Here is a 15,543-nt window from a genome sequence, read left to right as displayed (position 1 = left end):
GATGCCCTGCGCGGCATTTGCTGCGACTTTGTGAGCTGTGGCCGTCGAACGAAAAACGCGCGGCCACATACTGTGCTCATGCCATAGAATATCGGCTCAAACACATAAATTACCGTCAATCTGGATTATATAGCGTTACCAAATCATAAATTGCAGACAAAGAAGGGGCCGCTCTTTCGAGCAGCCCCCAATTTTCAACCTCTATACCAACCTCAGTGAGGCTGAGGCTCAAGACCGCTTTCAGGCTCTCCACCCTTCGGCTCGTCTTTCTTCGAACCAGTCTTCGGGACTGCGGAGCCACGAGCGTTCGGGCTGTCATCACCCATATCCCGGGCAGGCTTCTCACCACGGATGAGCGCCTTGATCTCTTCACCGGACAGGGTTTCGTATTCCAGCAAACCTTCGGCCAGTGTGACGAACGCGTCGTGTTTTTCGGTCAGAATGCGGCGTGCCTCGGTATAGGCCTCATCAATCAGACGACGAACTTCCGTATCGATCTTCTGGGCTGTCGCTTCCGACACATTCTTCGACTGCGAAACAGAATGACCAAGGAAGACTTCCTGCTGGTTTTCACCATAGGCGACCTGGCCGAGGATATCGGAGAAGCCCCACTGGGTTACCATCGCACGGGCAAGCTTGGTTGCCTGCTCGATATCGGATGACGCGCCGGAGGTGATGTTCTCCTTACCGAAGGTCAATTCTTCGGCAACACGGCCGCCCATCATGATGACGAGACGCGACACCATCCACTTGTAGCTCATGGAATAGCGGTCGCCTTCCGGCAACTGCATGACCATGCCGAGCGCACGGCCACGGGGAATGATTGTTGCCTTGTGCAGCGGGTCCGCCACCGGAACGTTGAGGGCCGTGATCGCGTGGCCGGCTTCGTGATAGGCGGTCAGCTTCTTTTCGGCTTCGGTCATGGCGGAGGAGCGGCGCTCCGCACCCATCATGATCTTGTCCTTGGCGTCTTCGAACTCCTGCATCGTCACGAGACGCTTGTTGCGGCGGGCCGCCATCAGCGCAGCTTCATTGACGAGGTTCATGAGATCGGCACCGGAGAAGCCGGGGGTACCACGCGCAAGCGTCTTCAGGTCGACATTCGGAGCCAGCGGCACATTGCGAGCATGAACCTTCAGGATGCGCTCGCGACCGACGATATCCGGGTTCGGCACGACCACCTGACGGTCAAAACGGCCTGGACGCAGCAGCGCGGGGTCGAGAACGTCGGGACGGTTGGTCGCGGCGATCAGGATGATGCCTTCATTTGCCTCGAAGCCGTCCATCTCGACCAGCAGCTGGTTGAGGGTCTGTTCGCGTTCGTCGTTACCGCCGCCGAGACCTGCGCCACGATGGCGACCGACCGCGTCGATTTCGTCGATGAAGATAATGCAAGGCGCGTTCTTCTTGGCCTGATCGAACATGTCGCGGACGCGGCTTGCGCCGACGCCGACGAACATTTCCACGAAGTCGGAGCCCGAAATCGTAAAGAACGGCACATTGGCTTCACCCGCGATGGCGCGCGCCAGAAGCGTCTTACCCGTGCCCGGAGGGCCGACGAGAAGAACACCGCGAGGAATACGACCGCCCAGACGCTGGAACTTCTGCGGATCGCGCAGGAATTCGACAATTTCTTCCAGATCCGACTTGGCTTCGTCCACGCCTGCCACGTCTTCGAATGTCACCCGGCCATGCGCTTCTGTCAGAAGCTTTGCCTTGGACTTTCCAAAGCCCATGGCGCCGCGCGAACCACCCTGCATCTGCCGCATGAAGAACAGCCAGACGCCGAGGATCAGCAGCATCGGCAGCAGCGTACCGATATAGCTCAGGAAGCCGGACGAGCCATCCGATTCCGGACGCGCCACAATCGTCACGTTCTTGGCCTGCAGGCGGTCGATCAGCGTGTCATCGATCACGGGCGAATAGGTCTGGAAACCGGTTCCGCTCTCGGTATAGGTTCCAAGCACGCGATTGCCTGTTACCACCACGTCACGCACGCGCCCTGCATCCACATCCCGAAGGAACTGCGAATACGGCACTTCCCGCGAACTCGTCTGAGTCGGCGAGGTCTGGAACATGCTGAACAGCGCGATCAGCAACAGGGCTATGATCGCCCAGAGGGCGAAATTACGAAAGTTTGGGTTCATCGAACTCCCCGGACATTGACAGCCTGCTTTAAGCCAGCTGCCTTTCTTGGTCCTTAACATAGGTTCCCGGCACGGCCTTGCCAAGGCAAGGCGGGCTCCAGATCATGTTTTCCGTATCAAATCGTTAAGTGGCGGGCGGGGAATGGTCGTCAAACCCATCAATTGCGCAAGACAATCGGCCAGTCCAAGGTCGAAATCCGCAAGAAATTGCCTGAAGGGCGCAAGAACAGGCGTGATTTGCACCTGCACATCCTTGAACTCCTGCGGCACTATGACATGGGGTAAAGACCGCCATGCTGCCCGCGCAATCAGCGTCGGTACATCAGGGTAGCTCCCGGTCGCCACGTCCCCCTGGCCCGGCAAGACGGTACAGGCAGCCGGAACATGCGAGACGATCTCGAAACGTCCGTCCCACAGTTCGCGCTGCCACATGGAAACCTGCATTTCGGGCAGGTCGCGGCTTTCTCGCGCCAGATAAAGACCGTCGTCCTTATTGTAGAGAAGCACGCGTCCCAGCGTTTCGCGAAAGCTTTCGCCGCGCAGATAGCGGCTCATGATGCGATCGAAGGGTTCGCTCGCCGGAAGATGTTCCCGCCCCCCGAGAACCGCGATCAGCGTTCCAATCGCATAGAACAACACCTCCGGTGGCGCAGAAAGTGCCCTGGCATCAAGCCGTGCAGCACTGGCCTGCCAGACCGTGGCCGATTGTCGAAGCAGACCGGCAGCCGCCTCGGAGACCGATCGCCGCCGGTTCTGCGCCAGATCGACAGCCGTTCTCCAGGCATCGGCCTTCGCATCCGACAGCCCGGCTAGAGCAAGACGAACCCGCACCCGTTCCGACCGCTCATCCGTATTGGAAGGATCATCGATCCAGCCCATGCCACGACGAAGCAGAAAATCACGGATCGCGTTGCGCCTTGTCTTGAGAAACGGACGGAACAACCAGAAACGGCCGTTGATGAGGACCGAGGATGACATCCCGGCGTCGCCACTGCGGCCCTCACGTGGCGCAGTTCCTTCCGGCTCCCGCCGTTCGGGATCCCGCGCCTGCCGCATGGTGATGGTCTCGATCTGGTCGTCCAGCGTATGGCCGGTCACGATAGCGGTAGCCTGAAGCTCTTCGGCAATCTGACAAAGCAGTTGATAGCGCGCAATACGGGCTGCGGAGGCGCGACCGGTTTCGGGCTTTTCACCGGTCCAAGCCTGAATCCGGTGTTCGACGGAAAACTGGTCGCAAAGGAGATTGACGGCCAAAGCCTCGTCTGCCGATTCCGGGCGCAGCTGGTGGTCTATGGTGGCGGCCAGGATGGTGATGCCGCTTTCATCCGGATCGCCCGCCGCCTCGCAAAGCGCCGTCAGAAGCCCCGTCGAATCGCTGCCGCCGGAAATGGCCACCAAAAGGCGCGCTGGCCTCTTCAACGACGCGAGAAAGAGATCGATCGCTTCGCCGGGAGACAGCAATTGAGTTGCTGCAGAAAGAATGGGATCCCCCTGAAATCAGCAGCTCAACCGCTTGAGCTCGCTTGCGACCTTTGTGGTCACGGGCTTGGAAGCAGATGGATAGCGCTTGCCAACTTCACGCAACGTTGCACAGGCTGTGTCGCGATTATCGAGAGCGGCCAGTGACATGCCAAGCTTCAAAAGCATTTCCGGCGCCTTGGGCGACGAACCATACGTTTGGTGTGCGTTGAGGAAGGTCTTGGCGGAATCGTTATAGCGGCCCTGGCTATACTGCGCTTCGCCCAGCCAGAAGCTCGCGTCAGCCGCGCGCGCACTCTTGGGGTAGCTCTGCAGATAGGCCGTGAATTCGGCTTCGGCGGTCTTGTAGTCGCCGGATAGGATATGGTTGTAGGCGGCGCGGTAGCTATCGCTTTCCGTACCGAGAGACGCCGTCTGGTTGGTTGGCTTTGCAGGGGCAGAACCGGAATCGACACCGGGCAAGGCTGCGGCATTGCGCGCGTTCTGATTGACGCTTGCACCGACCTGTCTGCCGCTCTGGTCCATTTCGATGGAACCGAGGGTCGTTTCGCCCGGCGCAGTCGTCGAACGGTTCGAAGCCGGAGCGCCTGCAGATGGTCTTGCCCCCGCAGATGTCCCCGGCTGATCGATTATATTCGCGATTTCATCGTTTTTTTTTGAGCCGGCTGCCCCGGCGGCAGCAGCTGCGGCAACTGCAGGAGCAGCACCGCCCCCAGCCGAACCCTTTTCCAGCTCCTGGAACCGGAATTCATTGTCGGACTGGGTCTTGCGCATCTGCTCCTGCATCTGCAGCAGCTGGAAGCTCATTTCTTCGACGCGACCGTTCAGCTGGCGAATGGTTTCCTCCAACTGCTGGATGCGTACCGAATCACCGGAACTCTGGGCGAGCACCAGCGGCTGGCGTGCCTGCATTTTCTGCTGGCCTGCCTGCTCGTTTTTCGCGGCATCGTTCTTGAACAGGTTTCCGAGCGTGAATGCACTCGCGTGGCTCGTCGTGGCCGCAAGCCCCAGCATCGCTGCCAGAACAAGTTTCTTCATGATGTCCGTCCTGTTTTCCTAGAGGGTACGCACCCCATGGCGCAGCCCTGACGTTTTCGAATTCCAGACAAAACAATCCAAGCTGGCCCCGTTGCTTGCAGGTAAACCCGCAACTTCGGCTAAACTATGGAGATTACGAAAAAGGCGGCTGACGCCGCCTCCTCCGCGCCATCATGGCATCGATTACATTCCGGCGCCGCCGAGAACGGTGACTGCACGGCGGTTCTGAGACCAGCAGGAGATGTCGTCGCAAACCGCGACCGGACGTTCCTTGCCGTAGGAGATGGTCTTCATGCGGTTGGCCGGAACGCCGCGTGAAGCAAGATAGTCGCGCGTTGCAGCGGCACGGCGTGCGCCGAGAGCAAGGTTGTACTCGCGCGTGCCACGTTCGTCGGCATGACCTTCGATCGTGATGGCATAGCGCGGATAACGCTGCAGCCACTGTGCCTGACGATCCAGCGTCTGCTGGGCGTCTGCACGGATCGACGTGGAGTCGGTGTCGAAGAAGATGCGGTCGCCGACATTGACGGTGAAGTCCTGGCTGGAACCCGGCGTTGCGGCACCTGCGCCACCGGCACCAAGGCCCAGTTCGCCAGCGCTGTTCGGCAGGTTCTTCTTGTTCGCGCAGCCTGCCAGAGCAAGAGCGAGCGTGAGGGCAATGACAGCCGGGTTGCGTGCGAGGGTCTGCATACGGCTCATTGCCGGGGTATCGATGCGGCTCATAGCCGGTCTCTCCTTGATCAGAATTTTATCGTTGCCGGAATCTAACCGTTTCTGGTTAACGCACGACCAACGATCATGGTTAATTTTCCCCTAAACCGTTTCACTGCCGCCTTTGCAAGGGCAAGCAGCAGTGAAAAGGCATTCACATTCATTCAAGCAGCGGTGACCAGGCCGGATCGGATGCGAAGGCAGGTGTCTTGATCTGCTGTTCGTTGTAACCCGTTAGGTCGATGGAATAGAGCTGCGGACCGCCCGCTCCTGCGTTCTGGCGGAAGAACATCAGCACGCGACCGTTTGGCGCCCAGGTGGGGCCTTCATTGTGGAAGCCCGTCGTCAGAATGCGCTCACCTGAACCGTCCGGCTTCATCACGCCGATGGAGAACTTGCCGCCCGACTGCTTGGTGAAGGCAATCAGATCACCGCGAGGAGACCAGACCGGCGTCGAATAGGCACCATCGCCAAAGGAAATGCGTGTCTGGCCGGAACCGTCGGCACCCATGACATAGAGCTGCTGACGACCACCCCGGTCGCTTTCAAACACGATGCGGCCACCGTCGGGTGAATAGGACGGGGACGTGTCGATCGCCGCCGTGTTCGTCAGACGCGTGGTTGTGCGCGAGCGCAGATCCATCGTGTAGATGTTCGAGTTACCGTCCTGCTGGAGGCTCATGATGACCTTTTGGCCATCCGGAGAAAAGCGGGGCGAGAAGGTCATGCCCGGGAAGTTGCCCACGACTTCGCGCTGGCCTGTCTCAAGCTGAAGCAGATAGACGCGCGGCTGCTGTCCTTCGAAGGACATGTAGGTCACTTCCTGACGGTTCGGCGAGAAGCGCGGCGTCAGAACGATGTCCTTGCCATTGGTCAAGCTGCGAACATTGAAGCCGTCCTGGTCCATGATCGCCAGCTGGCGCACACGCGCATTCTTCGGACCGCTTTCCGAGACGAACACGACGCGGGTGTCAAAATAGCCGTTCTCGCCGGTGATCTGCTTGTAGATCGCATCCGCAATGATGTGGGCGACACGACGCCAGTTTTCCGGCTGCGTGAAGAACTGCTGGCCGGTCATCTGGGTACCGCCGAACGTATCCCACAGGCGGAATTCGGCCCGAAGGCGGCCATCGCCCTCGCGGGTCACGCGACCTGTCACCAGAGCCTGCGCATTGATTGCCTTCCAGTCCTCGAAACGCGGCATCTTGCCCGGATCGGAGATCTTCTCGATGAAGGCGGCCTTGTTGACCGGTGCGAACAGACCCGAACGCTGCAGATCCGCCGCTATGACGCCGGAAATCTGCGCGCCAAGTTCGTTGCCGGAAATGAAGTCCGTGATGGCAATGGGCAGTGGCTCCACATTGCCGCGATTGATGTTGATTTCCACGCGCGCCTGGGCGGGCGCTGCAAACATCACGGCCATACCGGCAATGGCCAGCATGACGCGGATGAGAGTTGGTTTCAGCATGATATTGGGGCCTTTCAAAGCAGTTCGCTCGGGTCGAAGTTCACAACGACTTCGCTCCACGCGTCATATTTGTCGGCAGGAAGATTCTTGAATGGCGAAGAGCGCATGACGGCTCGAATTGCACTGCCTTCCAGCATGCGGCGAGCACTCTCGTTGCCGCCGGACGATGTTACTTCCGGTCTGCCAACGATGGCGCCAGACGGATCAAGCTTCATGGTTACGGTAATCACCATGCCCTTGCCGCCATCGACACCGGCAATCACCGACCAGTTGTTCTGGATCTGGCCCTTCAGCGCATCCATCTCGCTCTGGCTGAGCGAGGAGCCGCCAGTCGTTTTCTTGCCGCCCAGCGAAGCCGTCTGCTGCGAGCGCTTGGCACCGCCACCGGCAGCCTGTTGCTTGTTCAGCAGGCTGGCGATGTCCTCGGCATTGAAATCGCTCTGCTTGGACGATGCAGACTTGGCCGTCTCCTGCTTCTTGTCGGCAACCTTCTTGTCGCTCGGCTTTTCGGCATTGGCCGTCTCGGTCTTCTTGTCCTGCGGCTTTTCGGCAGGTTTCTGCTCCGGCTTCTTTTCCGGCGGCTTCTCGACGGGCTTTGCCTCTTCCTGCTTTGGTGGTTCAGGGCGCGGACGTGCGGCAGGAACCGGAGCCGTGGTCGGCAGCGGCGTTTCTTCCACCTTCTGCGCCTGCGGTTCCGGCTTCGGAGCCTCGGGCTTCGGCGGTTCCGGCTTAGGTGTCGGCGGTGTGATTTCAGGCTTCGGGATCGGCAACGCCGCCGTCTCTACCGGCTTCGGCGCAGTTTCTTCCTTGGCGATTTCCTTGACGTCGTTGTTTTCCGTCGTCGGGTTGGGCAGCGGCTTCTCGTTCTTCGGCGGAGCTGCAGCCGTTTCCGTCGTCGTCGGCTTCTTGACCGGCGTCGGCGGGTTCTTCAGGTCGACATCGTTCTCGCCCGCATTCTCCGCGTTCTCGACAACGTTCTGCTTCTCGGTTTTCTTGGGCGAAGGCTTTTCGGTCATCGGCGCCTTCTTGTCACCCTGCTGGATCTGGGTGATGGATTCCACCGGAACGATATCGACAGGCAGGGCCTCAACCGGCGCAACCTCGAAAGAGGCAGGCGCACTGATCGATACCAGCGCCCAGGCGAGTATGACTGTGTGTGCGACCAGCGATGTGCCGAGACTCGTCTTCATCGGTGCTGAATCACTTCTGCTGTTCCTGCAGCGTCACAAGACCGATGTTCTTGAAACCGGCTGCAGAAATGCGGGCCATGACCTTCATCACACCACCATAGGCAGCGGCGGTATCGCCGCGCACATAGATGCGCTCGTTATAGCCGGTCTTGGCAATGGCCTCGAGCTTGGGAACGACCTCATCAATGGAAATCGGTGTTTCCTGCAGGAAGATCTGTCCCTGCGGGTTGACCGAGACGGTGATGGGCTGCGTATCGGAATTCATCGCCTTTGCCTGGGTTTCCGGCAAGTCGATCGGAACGCCCACCGTCATCATCGGTGCGGCAACCATGAAGATGATGAGAAGAACGAGCATGACGTCGACCAGCGGCGTCACGTTGATTTCGCTGATTGCACCGCCGCGCCCGCGACGGCCACGCCCGCGACGACCACCACCCGATGCCTTCGATCCCCCAGCCGACATACCCATGAAGCTACTCCTTCAGAAAACGAAACGCTTACTGCGCGGCCTGGCGCGGCTGCAGCTTCTCGTCGATCTGGCGTGACAGGATGGCGGAAAACTCGTCGGCAAAACCTTCCATGCGGGAAGACAGTTTGCCTGCATCTGCCATGAACTTGTTGTAGGCCATGACCGCCGGGATAGCGGCAATAAGGCCAATGGCGGTTGCCAGAAGCGCTTCGGCGATACCCGGTGCCACGACCGCAAGGTTGGTGGACTTCGATCCGGCAATGGCCTGGAACGAGGTCATGATACCGACAACCGTACCGAACAGACCGATGAAGGGACCAGCAGAACCAATGGTTGCCAGCGATCCCAGCCGCGCCTCATAGTGCTCGCTCTCGCGTGCCATCGTGACATCCATGGCGCGGTCGATACGCATCTGCAGACCGATCGGAGAGCGTGCGCCGCGTTCGAAGCTCTTCTTCCACTCGCGCATGGCCGACACGAAGATGGCGGCAAGGCCGGTATTCTGCCGGTCCGACAGCGTTCGGTAGAGTTCCTCGAGAGACTGGCCGGACCAGAAAACCTGTTCGAACTGGTCGAACTGGCGCTTGGCCTTCTTGAAATTCATGTATTTGTCGATCACGATGGCCCAAGTCCAGACCGAGGCGCCCATGAGGCCGATCATCACGAGCTTCACGATGAGCCCGGCTTGCATGAAAAGCGAAATGAGGCTTACCGAGTTTGCAGCAGCCGCTAGATCAGCGTGTTCCATAAATCCCTTACCCCTGAATCGAATCGCCCGGCACGTAGCAACGGGCCGGTTCGCAAGCGCTGTATTGTATGAGCGCGGTTGCGCAGAAAAGCCCGTCTACCTTAAGGTTTAAGGGCCTTCTCGCCTTCAAATTTGGTTAAACGAAGGCGTGCACCGCACAAAACTTATCCCGGTCAGTAAGACCTCATTATGGTTAAAGTTCTCTTAAAATTTTATGTATTTTGACCTTCATCAACCCCGTTGAACGAGTGCGCCAGACCTTCCGGCAACCGGCGCGGGCGCCCGAGCCGATTGATGACCGCGATGATGACTTTGGCCTGGATAAGCAATGTCTCGCCCCGACGGATCTCCTGAGACAGAACCATCTTGGCTCCGCCCGCCTTCTCGGTACGCGTCAGGATCGTCACGACATCGTCCATGCGCGCGGGTGATTTGAAGTCAATTTCCATACGGTGGACGACGAAGACGAGCCCCTCCTCGTCGAAACCGATCAGCTTGCTCTGCTCGCAGCCGAGGCAGCGGAGATAGTCGGTTCGGCCGCGCTCCAGAAAATGCAGATAGCGCGCGTGGTAGATCAGGCCCGAAAAATCGGTGTCTTCGTAATAGACACGCTGCTGAAGCCGATGCTGACCGTCGATGATTTCACCGGCAATCTTGTGCGTCTCAGGGCTGCTCATGGGGAAAAAGTCCTGCTGCTTTGTTTCAACGCGAAGCCAATACAGTGTTTGCGCGGTTCTGCAACCGGCAGCAGGACCTCTCCCTCAGTGCTTCTTGTGAACCTCGGAGGTGCTTTTCAGAACTTGGGCTCCATCCTTCTGCTTGATGAGGACGGCAGGCTTGTCGCTATCGGCCTTGCGCTTGATGGTCTTGCCCTTGATCTTACGTTCGACGTCGTCCGTGAAGGTCTGCTTCACTTCGCCTTCAGCCGTTCCCTTTCCCCATTTCCAGGAAACCTCGTCGCCCTTCTTGATCTTCTGGCCGCTCGCTTTCGTACTCATCGTGCTCTCCTTGAGGGTTTCTGCAACCGTCAACGATGCTCTCAAAGTCCCGTTCCGTGATGTTTACGCGTGCGACTTGCCTTTTTCATCGAGATTGCGATCATCCCAGACGAGGTGCTTCACAGTCTGCGGCAAATTCTCGATCTCGCTGGCAATAAAGTACGGCGGAATATCCAGTTCCGTCAGGGCCTGTGTGGTCGCAGGCACCCACTTGAACTCCAACTCGTTATTGCCGTCCTTGATCCGATGCACGATCTCCCCGGAGGCGAAGGGGAAGCTTTCAGGAATATCCATGAGATAGAAGATACCCAGTTCGTGGCAATCCCGGCCTTCGTAATGGAAGAAGTTCTCGACGATCCAGAGCAGCCGGTCGACCCGCACATGAACCTCAAGCTCCTCCATCATTTCGCGACGCAGGGTTTCATCGGATGTCTCGCCGATCTCCGCCCCACCGCCCGGAAAGGTCCAGAAAGGTTCGTGGACAGCGCGGTGAACCAGCACATGACCATTGCGAAAGCCGAGACCCGCCACGCGCATCTGGAACGTGCGCTTAGGCTTCGATTTAATACGGATGCGGGTTCTCATCGGCTTTCTCCGAGTTCGATCAACAGAATTTCCGGCCATGAGCCGATCCGCAAGGGCAGCGACGAACATCCAAGGCCCCGCGAAACAATCAGATCACATCCATCGTGTTGAAAGTAGCCTGCCGGAAATACGCGGGATCCGCGCGAAGCCGAGAATGGCCTCCATCCGAATAGATTAAATTGCCCCCCATGCGTATGGCCCGAAAGTGTCAGAGAAAACCGAGCGTGGGGCGACATGAACACATCCGGTTCGTGTGCCATCAGGATCGCAGGCGCATCATCCGTAATGTGCGATAACAGATCCGGCATGTCATCTGCACCAAGTTCTTGGTTACGATTGAATCGCGCCCATGCGGGAAAGGCAATCTGATCCCCAAGACCCGCAAGCCAGAAGGGCCGCCCGTCCTTCTCCAGTCGCACCGCATGGTTGATGTGCACAGTAATGCCGGCATCCCGCAGCAAGGTGGCGACCACAGGTTCGCGCGTTGAATCTCGCTGAACTGCAGCGTCGGACCAGTAATCATGATTACCGAGAACTGCATGGACACCGAGTGGAGCAGTTAGCGCCGCAAGCGGCTTGAGCCATTCCTCCGAGGCAAGCGGTTCGGCAAACCGGCGGATACCCGGCATGTAATCTCCGAGAAGCAGGATAAGATCTGCGTCCAGATCCTGCGCTTGACGGCAGATCGAGGTGACACGACGCCCGTCCATCCACGGCCGGCAGGCATGGACATCGGCGATGACGGCCATCTTCAACTGCAAGCCACTTGTCCAGTTCCGTGGCGTCACGCGGTAGGACTGAATTCGTGGCCTCGCAAAGGCTTCGAGAAACGGATAGCTGACTGTAGCCAACCCAGCCAGCAGACCGCTGGCCATCAGCTTCAGCATCGTGCGGCGATGCACCCTCACTCTTCCTCGCTGAACAAGCGAAACTGCGCGGCCTCCAGATCCTTCGGCGGCTGGAGGCCCAAATGCTTCCAGGCGGTTGCGGTCAGCACCCGTCCACGGGGCGTGCGCTGGATGAACCCCTGCTGGATCATGTAGGGCTCGATGATATCCTCGATCGCATCGCGTGGCTCGGACAAGCCCGCCGCGATGGTTTCGATGCCCACCGGCCCGCCGCCGAAATTGACCGCGATCATGTTGAGATAGCGCTTGTCGAGCTGATCGAGCCCTGCATGGTCGACATGCAGCCGCGTCAAGGCCTCGTCGGCGATCTCCCGGGTCACTGCCTCTGCACGCGCAACTTCGGCGAAATCACGCACACGCCGCAGGAGGCGACCTGCGATGCGCGGCGTACCACGGGCGCGGCGGGCAATCTCGCGTGCACCTTCTTCCGTCATGCCGAGGCCCAGAAGTCGCGCGCCACGCCGCACGATGCCTTCGAGTTCCTCCACCGTGTAGAAATTGAGGCGAACCGGAATTCCGAACCGGTCGCGCAGCGGCGTTGTGAGCAATCCGAGGCGCGTGGTGGCGGCCACCAGCGTGAACTTCGCAAGGTCGATCTTGACCGAGCGCGCCGCTGGCCCCTCCCCGATGATCAGGTCCAGCTGGAAATCCTCCATCGCCGGATAGAGAATTTCCTCGACCGCCGGATTGAGGCGATGAATCTCGTCGATGAACAAGACGTCGCGCTCTTCGAGATTGGTCAGCAGCGCCGCCAGATCTCCCGCCTTGGCAATCACAGGTCCGGAGGTCGAGCGGAAGTTGACGCCAAGCTCCTTTGCCATGATCTGCGCCAGCGTCGTCTTTCCCAAACCGGGCGGGCCGACGAACAGCACGTGATCCAGCGCCTCACCGCGGTTCTTGGCAGCCTCGATGAAGATTTTCAGATTGGCACGCGCTTCCGCCTGACCGGTAAACTCGTCCAGCGACTGGGGCCGCAAAGCCGTATCGAAATCTTCACCCTTCTTGTCAGGCGAAAGAAGGCGGTTTTGTTCGCTCATCACTCATTCCAGACGCAAACGTCACACACGTTGCGCAATTAACATCGAAGCTATCCAAACGACAGGACTTCGGCAATCACAGCCGGGATCAGCGCGACAATTCCTTCAGGCCAAGCCGGATGAGCTTGGCACTATCTGCTGCCTCGCCCGCAGTCTTGAGCGCAGCAGCAACGGCATTGGCAGCCTGATCGCGCGAGTAACCGAGATTCGTCAAGGCCGAGACTGCGTCACTGACCGGCGCGGAGGCAACCCCCTCGCCCAGCTCCTGCTTGAAGCCGATGGTCGCGCTGGCTTCCCCGGCAAAGGCCGGAGCCTTGTTTTTCAGCTCGGTAACAATGCGGATCGCAACCTTGGGCCCAACACCCGGCGCTCGCGAAACGGCAGCCTTGTCCTGAAGCGCAATGGCATTGGCAAGCTCCGAAGGCGTTAGCGTTGAAAGAACGGCAAGAGCCACCTTGGATCCCACACCCTGCACGCTCTGAAGCAGATTGAACCACTGCCGCTCGAGCGCACTCAGAAAACCGAAGAGCTTCAGCTGGTCTTCGCGCACGTAAGTTTCGATGAAAAGCACAATGGCTTCACCAACCGATCCGATCCGCGATAGCGTCCGCGAAGAGCAGAAGGCGATGTAGCATACCCCGTGCACGTCCACGACGACGTGATCCTCGCCGATCTCGTCGATGGTCCCCTTCAACTTACCGATCATGCATAGCACCTGCCCGTTTCCGCCTGCGTATCAAACGCGGATACCAGAACAAGTCAAGAACAAATTGAGCCCTGCCGGTTCAACCCGCGAGCGCCTGCCGCATTCTGTTGCCCGCGCGGTGGTGCGCATGGCAAATCGCGATTGCCAGCGCATCGGCGGCGTCATTACCCTTGAATTCCACCTTCGGCATCAGGATTTTCAGCATCATGTGGATCTGCTGCTTCTCGCCGTGACCCACGCCGATCACCGACTTCTTGACCGCATTTGGCGCATATTCGGCAACCGGTAGACCGGCTCTGGCTGGCACCAGCATCACCACGCCGCGGGCCTGCCCGAGCTTGAGGGTCGCGACGGCGTCCTTGTTGACGAATGTCTGCTCGACTGCCGCCTCATCCGGGCGATAGGCATGAACGACTTCCGCCAATCCATCGTGCAACTGGCAAAGACGAGAGGCAAGATCCATGTCCCCGTCGGAGGTCACCGTGCCGGACGCCACGAACTTCAGGCTGTTGCCGATCGTGTCGATAACGCCCCAGCCGGTACGGCGAAGCCCTGGGTCTATCCCAATGATACGAATCACAGTTGTCATGCGAAAAATCCTAACCCCAGTTGCTAGTGAACAGCCAGCAAAAACGCGAACAAAAACGAAACAAACGCGATAAGCGTTAACCGCCGATTAACGCTGAGATAAGGAAGCCGTGGGGCCAGCAGCTTGAGAGCCAACTTTTGCCGACGAATCGCATTAGTGGATCATCAACCAAGCATGGAGGTCCATCATGACGATGTTCGCCCGCTTGAAGCAGCAGCCGCTCCAGCCAATTCAATGGCTTGTTGCGCTGAACATCACCATCGCGTCGGGCCTGGCTTTTCAGGCAAGCGCTCTTTCGCCGGTGATGACAGGCTTCAGCATTCTTGCCGCAGTGTCCGCGGCGCTGGCATTCTATCTGCTGCGCACCCGGATTGCGTCAGCCGCATTCGCACAGACATCGACGCAGAGAGCGGAAATGGCTCCGGCAGCCTGGTCCGAGGCCGCAAACGGCATAGGCCTGCCCAAGGACGATCCGATGAACGAGATCGCAGGGCTGCTGACATCGATCAAGCCCGCGGCATCCTCGCCGAAGGAGAGTGCTGAGCAAACCTCGCTTCGTCGGCTTGAAGAGGCCCTTCGGCGCCTTGCCAATGGAGAAACATCAATTCTTCTGCATGAAGAGTTTCCGGAAGGCATGGATGGGCTACGGTTTCAGTTCAATCGGCTGGCTTCAACGCTTCAGATAAACCTTTTGCCAACTGGGCGTGCCGCAGCCCAGCTGCGCGACAATGCCTATCGCGCTCAAAGCACCATCGCCCTGATCTCAGCCCGCATGGAAAAGATGCTGACGGGCACCAAGGCGCTGGCCGAGGCGACCGTCCATCTCGGCACCAACCTTAAAGACGCCCATGGGGAAGCGGAGCGCCTGAGCCGCAGGCGCGTTGATGCCCTGACGCGCACCAGCCGGATGGAGGCGTTGACGACAGACCTTGCTGAGCAGCACGCCGCTTCGCTTGCCGCCCGTCAACACCTGCACGAGCTCTCGCGCCGAATGTCGGATCTCGCGGTCCGCGCAGAGCAATTCGCCAGTGACCCCGAACGGCATGCCGCAGCCTTCCGCAGGAGCCATGCCAGCGATTGCGTCGCCTTCGCCCGCGACTACCTTCAGGCTTGTCATGACCTTTCCAGGTCGCTGGAAGGCTCGACCCAGAACCTGCGCCAGCTCAAGCACGAGCAGCATGCTCTGGCAGAATCGCTGGAGGAACAGTCGCACAGCGTCAGCAAACTGTGCACGACACTGGATCAGGAAACCCATCGGATTGCCATCAGCCAGACCGTCGCTCGCGAGATCGCGTCGGTCACCACTCGTCTTTCCCCGATGGCGGAGGACGTCGAAGCGCAACTCATGAAGATCATGGGCCAGACGACGACAATCGAGACCCGTCTCTCCCTGTTCAAAGTGCGAGCCGCTGAGAAGACGACTGTCCTCAAGCCGACGAAGGCGCCGCATTTGCGCTGCGTAACCTGAAC

The 15,543-nt window shown here is 59.2% G+C and carries 16 protein-coding genes; 1 reads left to right on the top strand and 15 read right to left on the bottom strand.

What is annotated here, in order from left to right; all coding sequences use genetic code 11:
• Nucleotides 1–212: 212 nt before the first annotated feature.
• The 15 genes from ftsH to ruvC form a co-directional block, all read right to left on the bottom strand.
• Complete coding sequence (gene ftsH, locus G6N80_RS14810) at nucleotides 213–2,147, bottom strand: ATP-dependent zinc metalloprotease FtsH (protein WP_062555659.1); 1,935 nt, start codon at nucleotides 2,145–2,147, stop codon at nucleotides 213–215.
• 102 nt (nucleotides 2,148–2,249) lie between these two features.
• Nucleotides 2,250–3,608, bottom strand: a complete 1,359-nt coding sequence (tilS, locus tag G6N80_RS14805) for a tRNA lysidine(34) synthetase TilS (RefSeq protein WP_165134848.1) — start codon at nucleotides 3,606–3,608, stop codon at nucleotides 2,250–2,252.
• A gap of 36 nt (nucleotides 3,609–3,644) precedes the next feature.
• The gene (gene ybgF, locus G6N80_RS14800) at nucleotides 3,645–4,664 is read right to left on the bottom strand and encodes a tol-pal system protein YbgF (RefSeq protein ID WP_062555661.1); all 1,020 of its coding nucleotides are present in this window, start codon (nucleotides 4,662–4,664) and stop codon (nucleotides 3,645–3,647) included.
• A 183-nt stretch (nucleotides 4,665–4,847) separates the two neighbouring features.
• Entirely contained in the window at nucleotides 4,848–5,387 is a 540-nt protein-coding gene (pal, locus tag G6N80_RS14795) for a peptidoglycan-associated lipoprotein Pal (protein ID WP_137133577.1), read from the bottom strand.
• Nucleotides 5,388–5,535: 148 nt separating this feature from the next.
• Nucleotides 5,536–6,843, bottom strand: coding sequence for a Tol-Pal system beta propeller repeat protein TolB (tolB, locus tag G6N80_RS14790; protein WP_062555663.1), 1,308 nt, complete (start codon nucleotides 6,841–6,843; stop codon nucleotides 5,536–5,538).
• 14 nt (nucleotides 6,844–6,857) lie between these two features.
• The gene (gene tolA, locus G6N80_RS14785; protein ID WP_062555664.1) at nucleotides 6,858–8,033 is read right to left on the bottom strand and encodes a cell envelope integrity protein TolA; all 1,176 of its coding nucleotides are present in this window, start codon (nucleotides 8,031–8,033) and stop codon (nucleotides 6,858–6,860) included.
• A 10-nt stretch (nucleotides 8,034–8,043) separates the two neighbouring features.
• Nucleotides 8,044–8,502, bottom strand: coding sequence for a protein TolR (gene tolR / locus G6N80_RS14780; RefSeq protein ID WP_062555665.1), 459 nt, complete (start codon nucleotides 8,500–8,502; stop codon nucleotides 8,044–8,046).
• Nucleotides 8,503–8,530: 28 nt separating this feature from the next.
• The gene (gene tolQ / locus G6N80_RS14775) at nucleotides 8,531–9,250 is read right to left on the bottom strand and encodes a protein TolQ (protein WP_062555666.1); all 720 of its coding nucleotides are present in this window, start codon (nucleotides 9,248–9,250) and stop codon (nucleotides 8,531–8,533) included.
• Between the two features lie 212 nt (nucleotides 9,251–9,462).
• Entirely contained in the window at nucleotides 9,463–9,927 is a 465-nt protein-coding gene (ybgC, locus tag G6N80_RS14770) for a tol-pal system-associated acyl-CoA thioesterase (protein WP_062555667.1), read from the bottom strand.
• Between the two features lie 84 nt (nucleotides 9,928–10,011).
• Complete coding sequence (locus G6N80_RS14765; RefSeq protein ID WP_165134829.1) at nucleotides 10,012–10,248, bottom strand: hypervirulence associated TUDOR domain-containing protein; 237 nt, start codon at nucleotides 10,246–10,248, stop codon at nucleotides 10,012–10,014.
• A gap of 63 nt (nucleotides 10,249–10,311) precedes the next feature.
• Complete coding sequence (locus G6N80_RS14760) at nucleotides 10,312–10,833, bottom strand: NUDIX hydrolase (protein ID WP_165134826.1); 522 nt, start codon at nucleotides 10,831–10,833, stop codon at nucleotides 10,312–10,314.
• A complete protein-coding gene (locus G6N80_RS14755) occupies nucleotides 10,830–11,735 on the bottom strand; it encodes a metallophosphoesterase (protein ID WP_246251413.1) in 906 nt (301 codons plus the stop codon). The genes G6N80_RS14760 and G6N80_RS14755 overlap by 4 nt, the downstream gene beginning before the upstream one ends.
• A 2-nt stretch (nucleotides 11,736–11,737) precedes the next feature.
• A complete protein-coding gene (ruvB, locus tag G6N80_RS14750) occupies nucleotides 11,738–12,778 on the bottom strand; it encodes a Holliday junction branch migration DNA helicase RuvB (RefSeq protein WP_062555669.1) in 1,041 nt (346 codons plus the stop codon).
• An 88-nt stretch (nucleotides 12,779–12,866) separates the two neighbouring features.
• A complete protein-coding gene (ruvA, locus tag G6N80_RS14745) occupies nucleotides 12,867–13,484 on the bottom strand; it encodes a Holliday junction branch migration protein RuvA (RefSeq protein WP_165134823.1) in 618 nt (205 codons plus the stop codon).
• 79 nt (nucleotides 13,485–13,563) lie between these two features.
• The gene (gene ruvC / locus G6N80_RS14740) at nucleotides 13,564–14,073 is read right to left on the bottom strand and encodes a crossover junction endodeoxyribonuclease RuvC (protein ID WP_062555671.1); all 510 of its coding nucleotides are present in this window, start codon (nucleotides 14,071–14,073) and stop codon (nucleotides 13,564–13,566) included.
• 187 nt (nucleotides 14,074–14,260) lie between these two features.
• Between ruvC and G6N80_RS14735 the strand changes: the two genes are divergently transcribed.
• Nucleotides 14,261–15,541, top strand: a complete 1,281-nt coding sequence (locus G6N80_RS14735) for a hypothetical protein (protein ID WP_165134820.1) — start codon at nucleotides 14,261–14,263, stop codon at nucleotides 15,539–15,541.
• The last annotated feature ends 2 nt before the right edge of the window (nucleotides 15,542–15,543 follow it).

Source organism: Rhizobium rhizoryzae, from assembly GCF_011046895.1.
Lineage (GTDB): Bacteria > Pseudomonadota > Alphaproteobacteria > Rhizobiales > Rhizobiaceae > Neorhizobium > Neorhizobium rhizoryzae.
The sequence above is the reverse complement of the archived record's forward strand: the minus strand, read 5'-3'. Positions and strand labels throughout refer to the sequence as shown.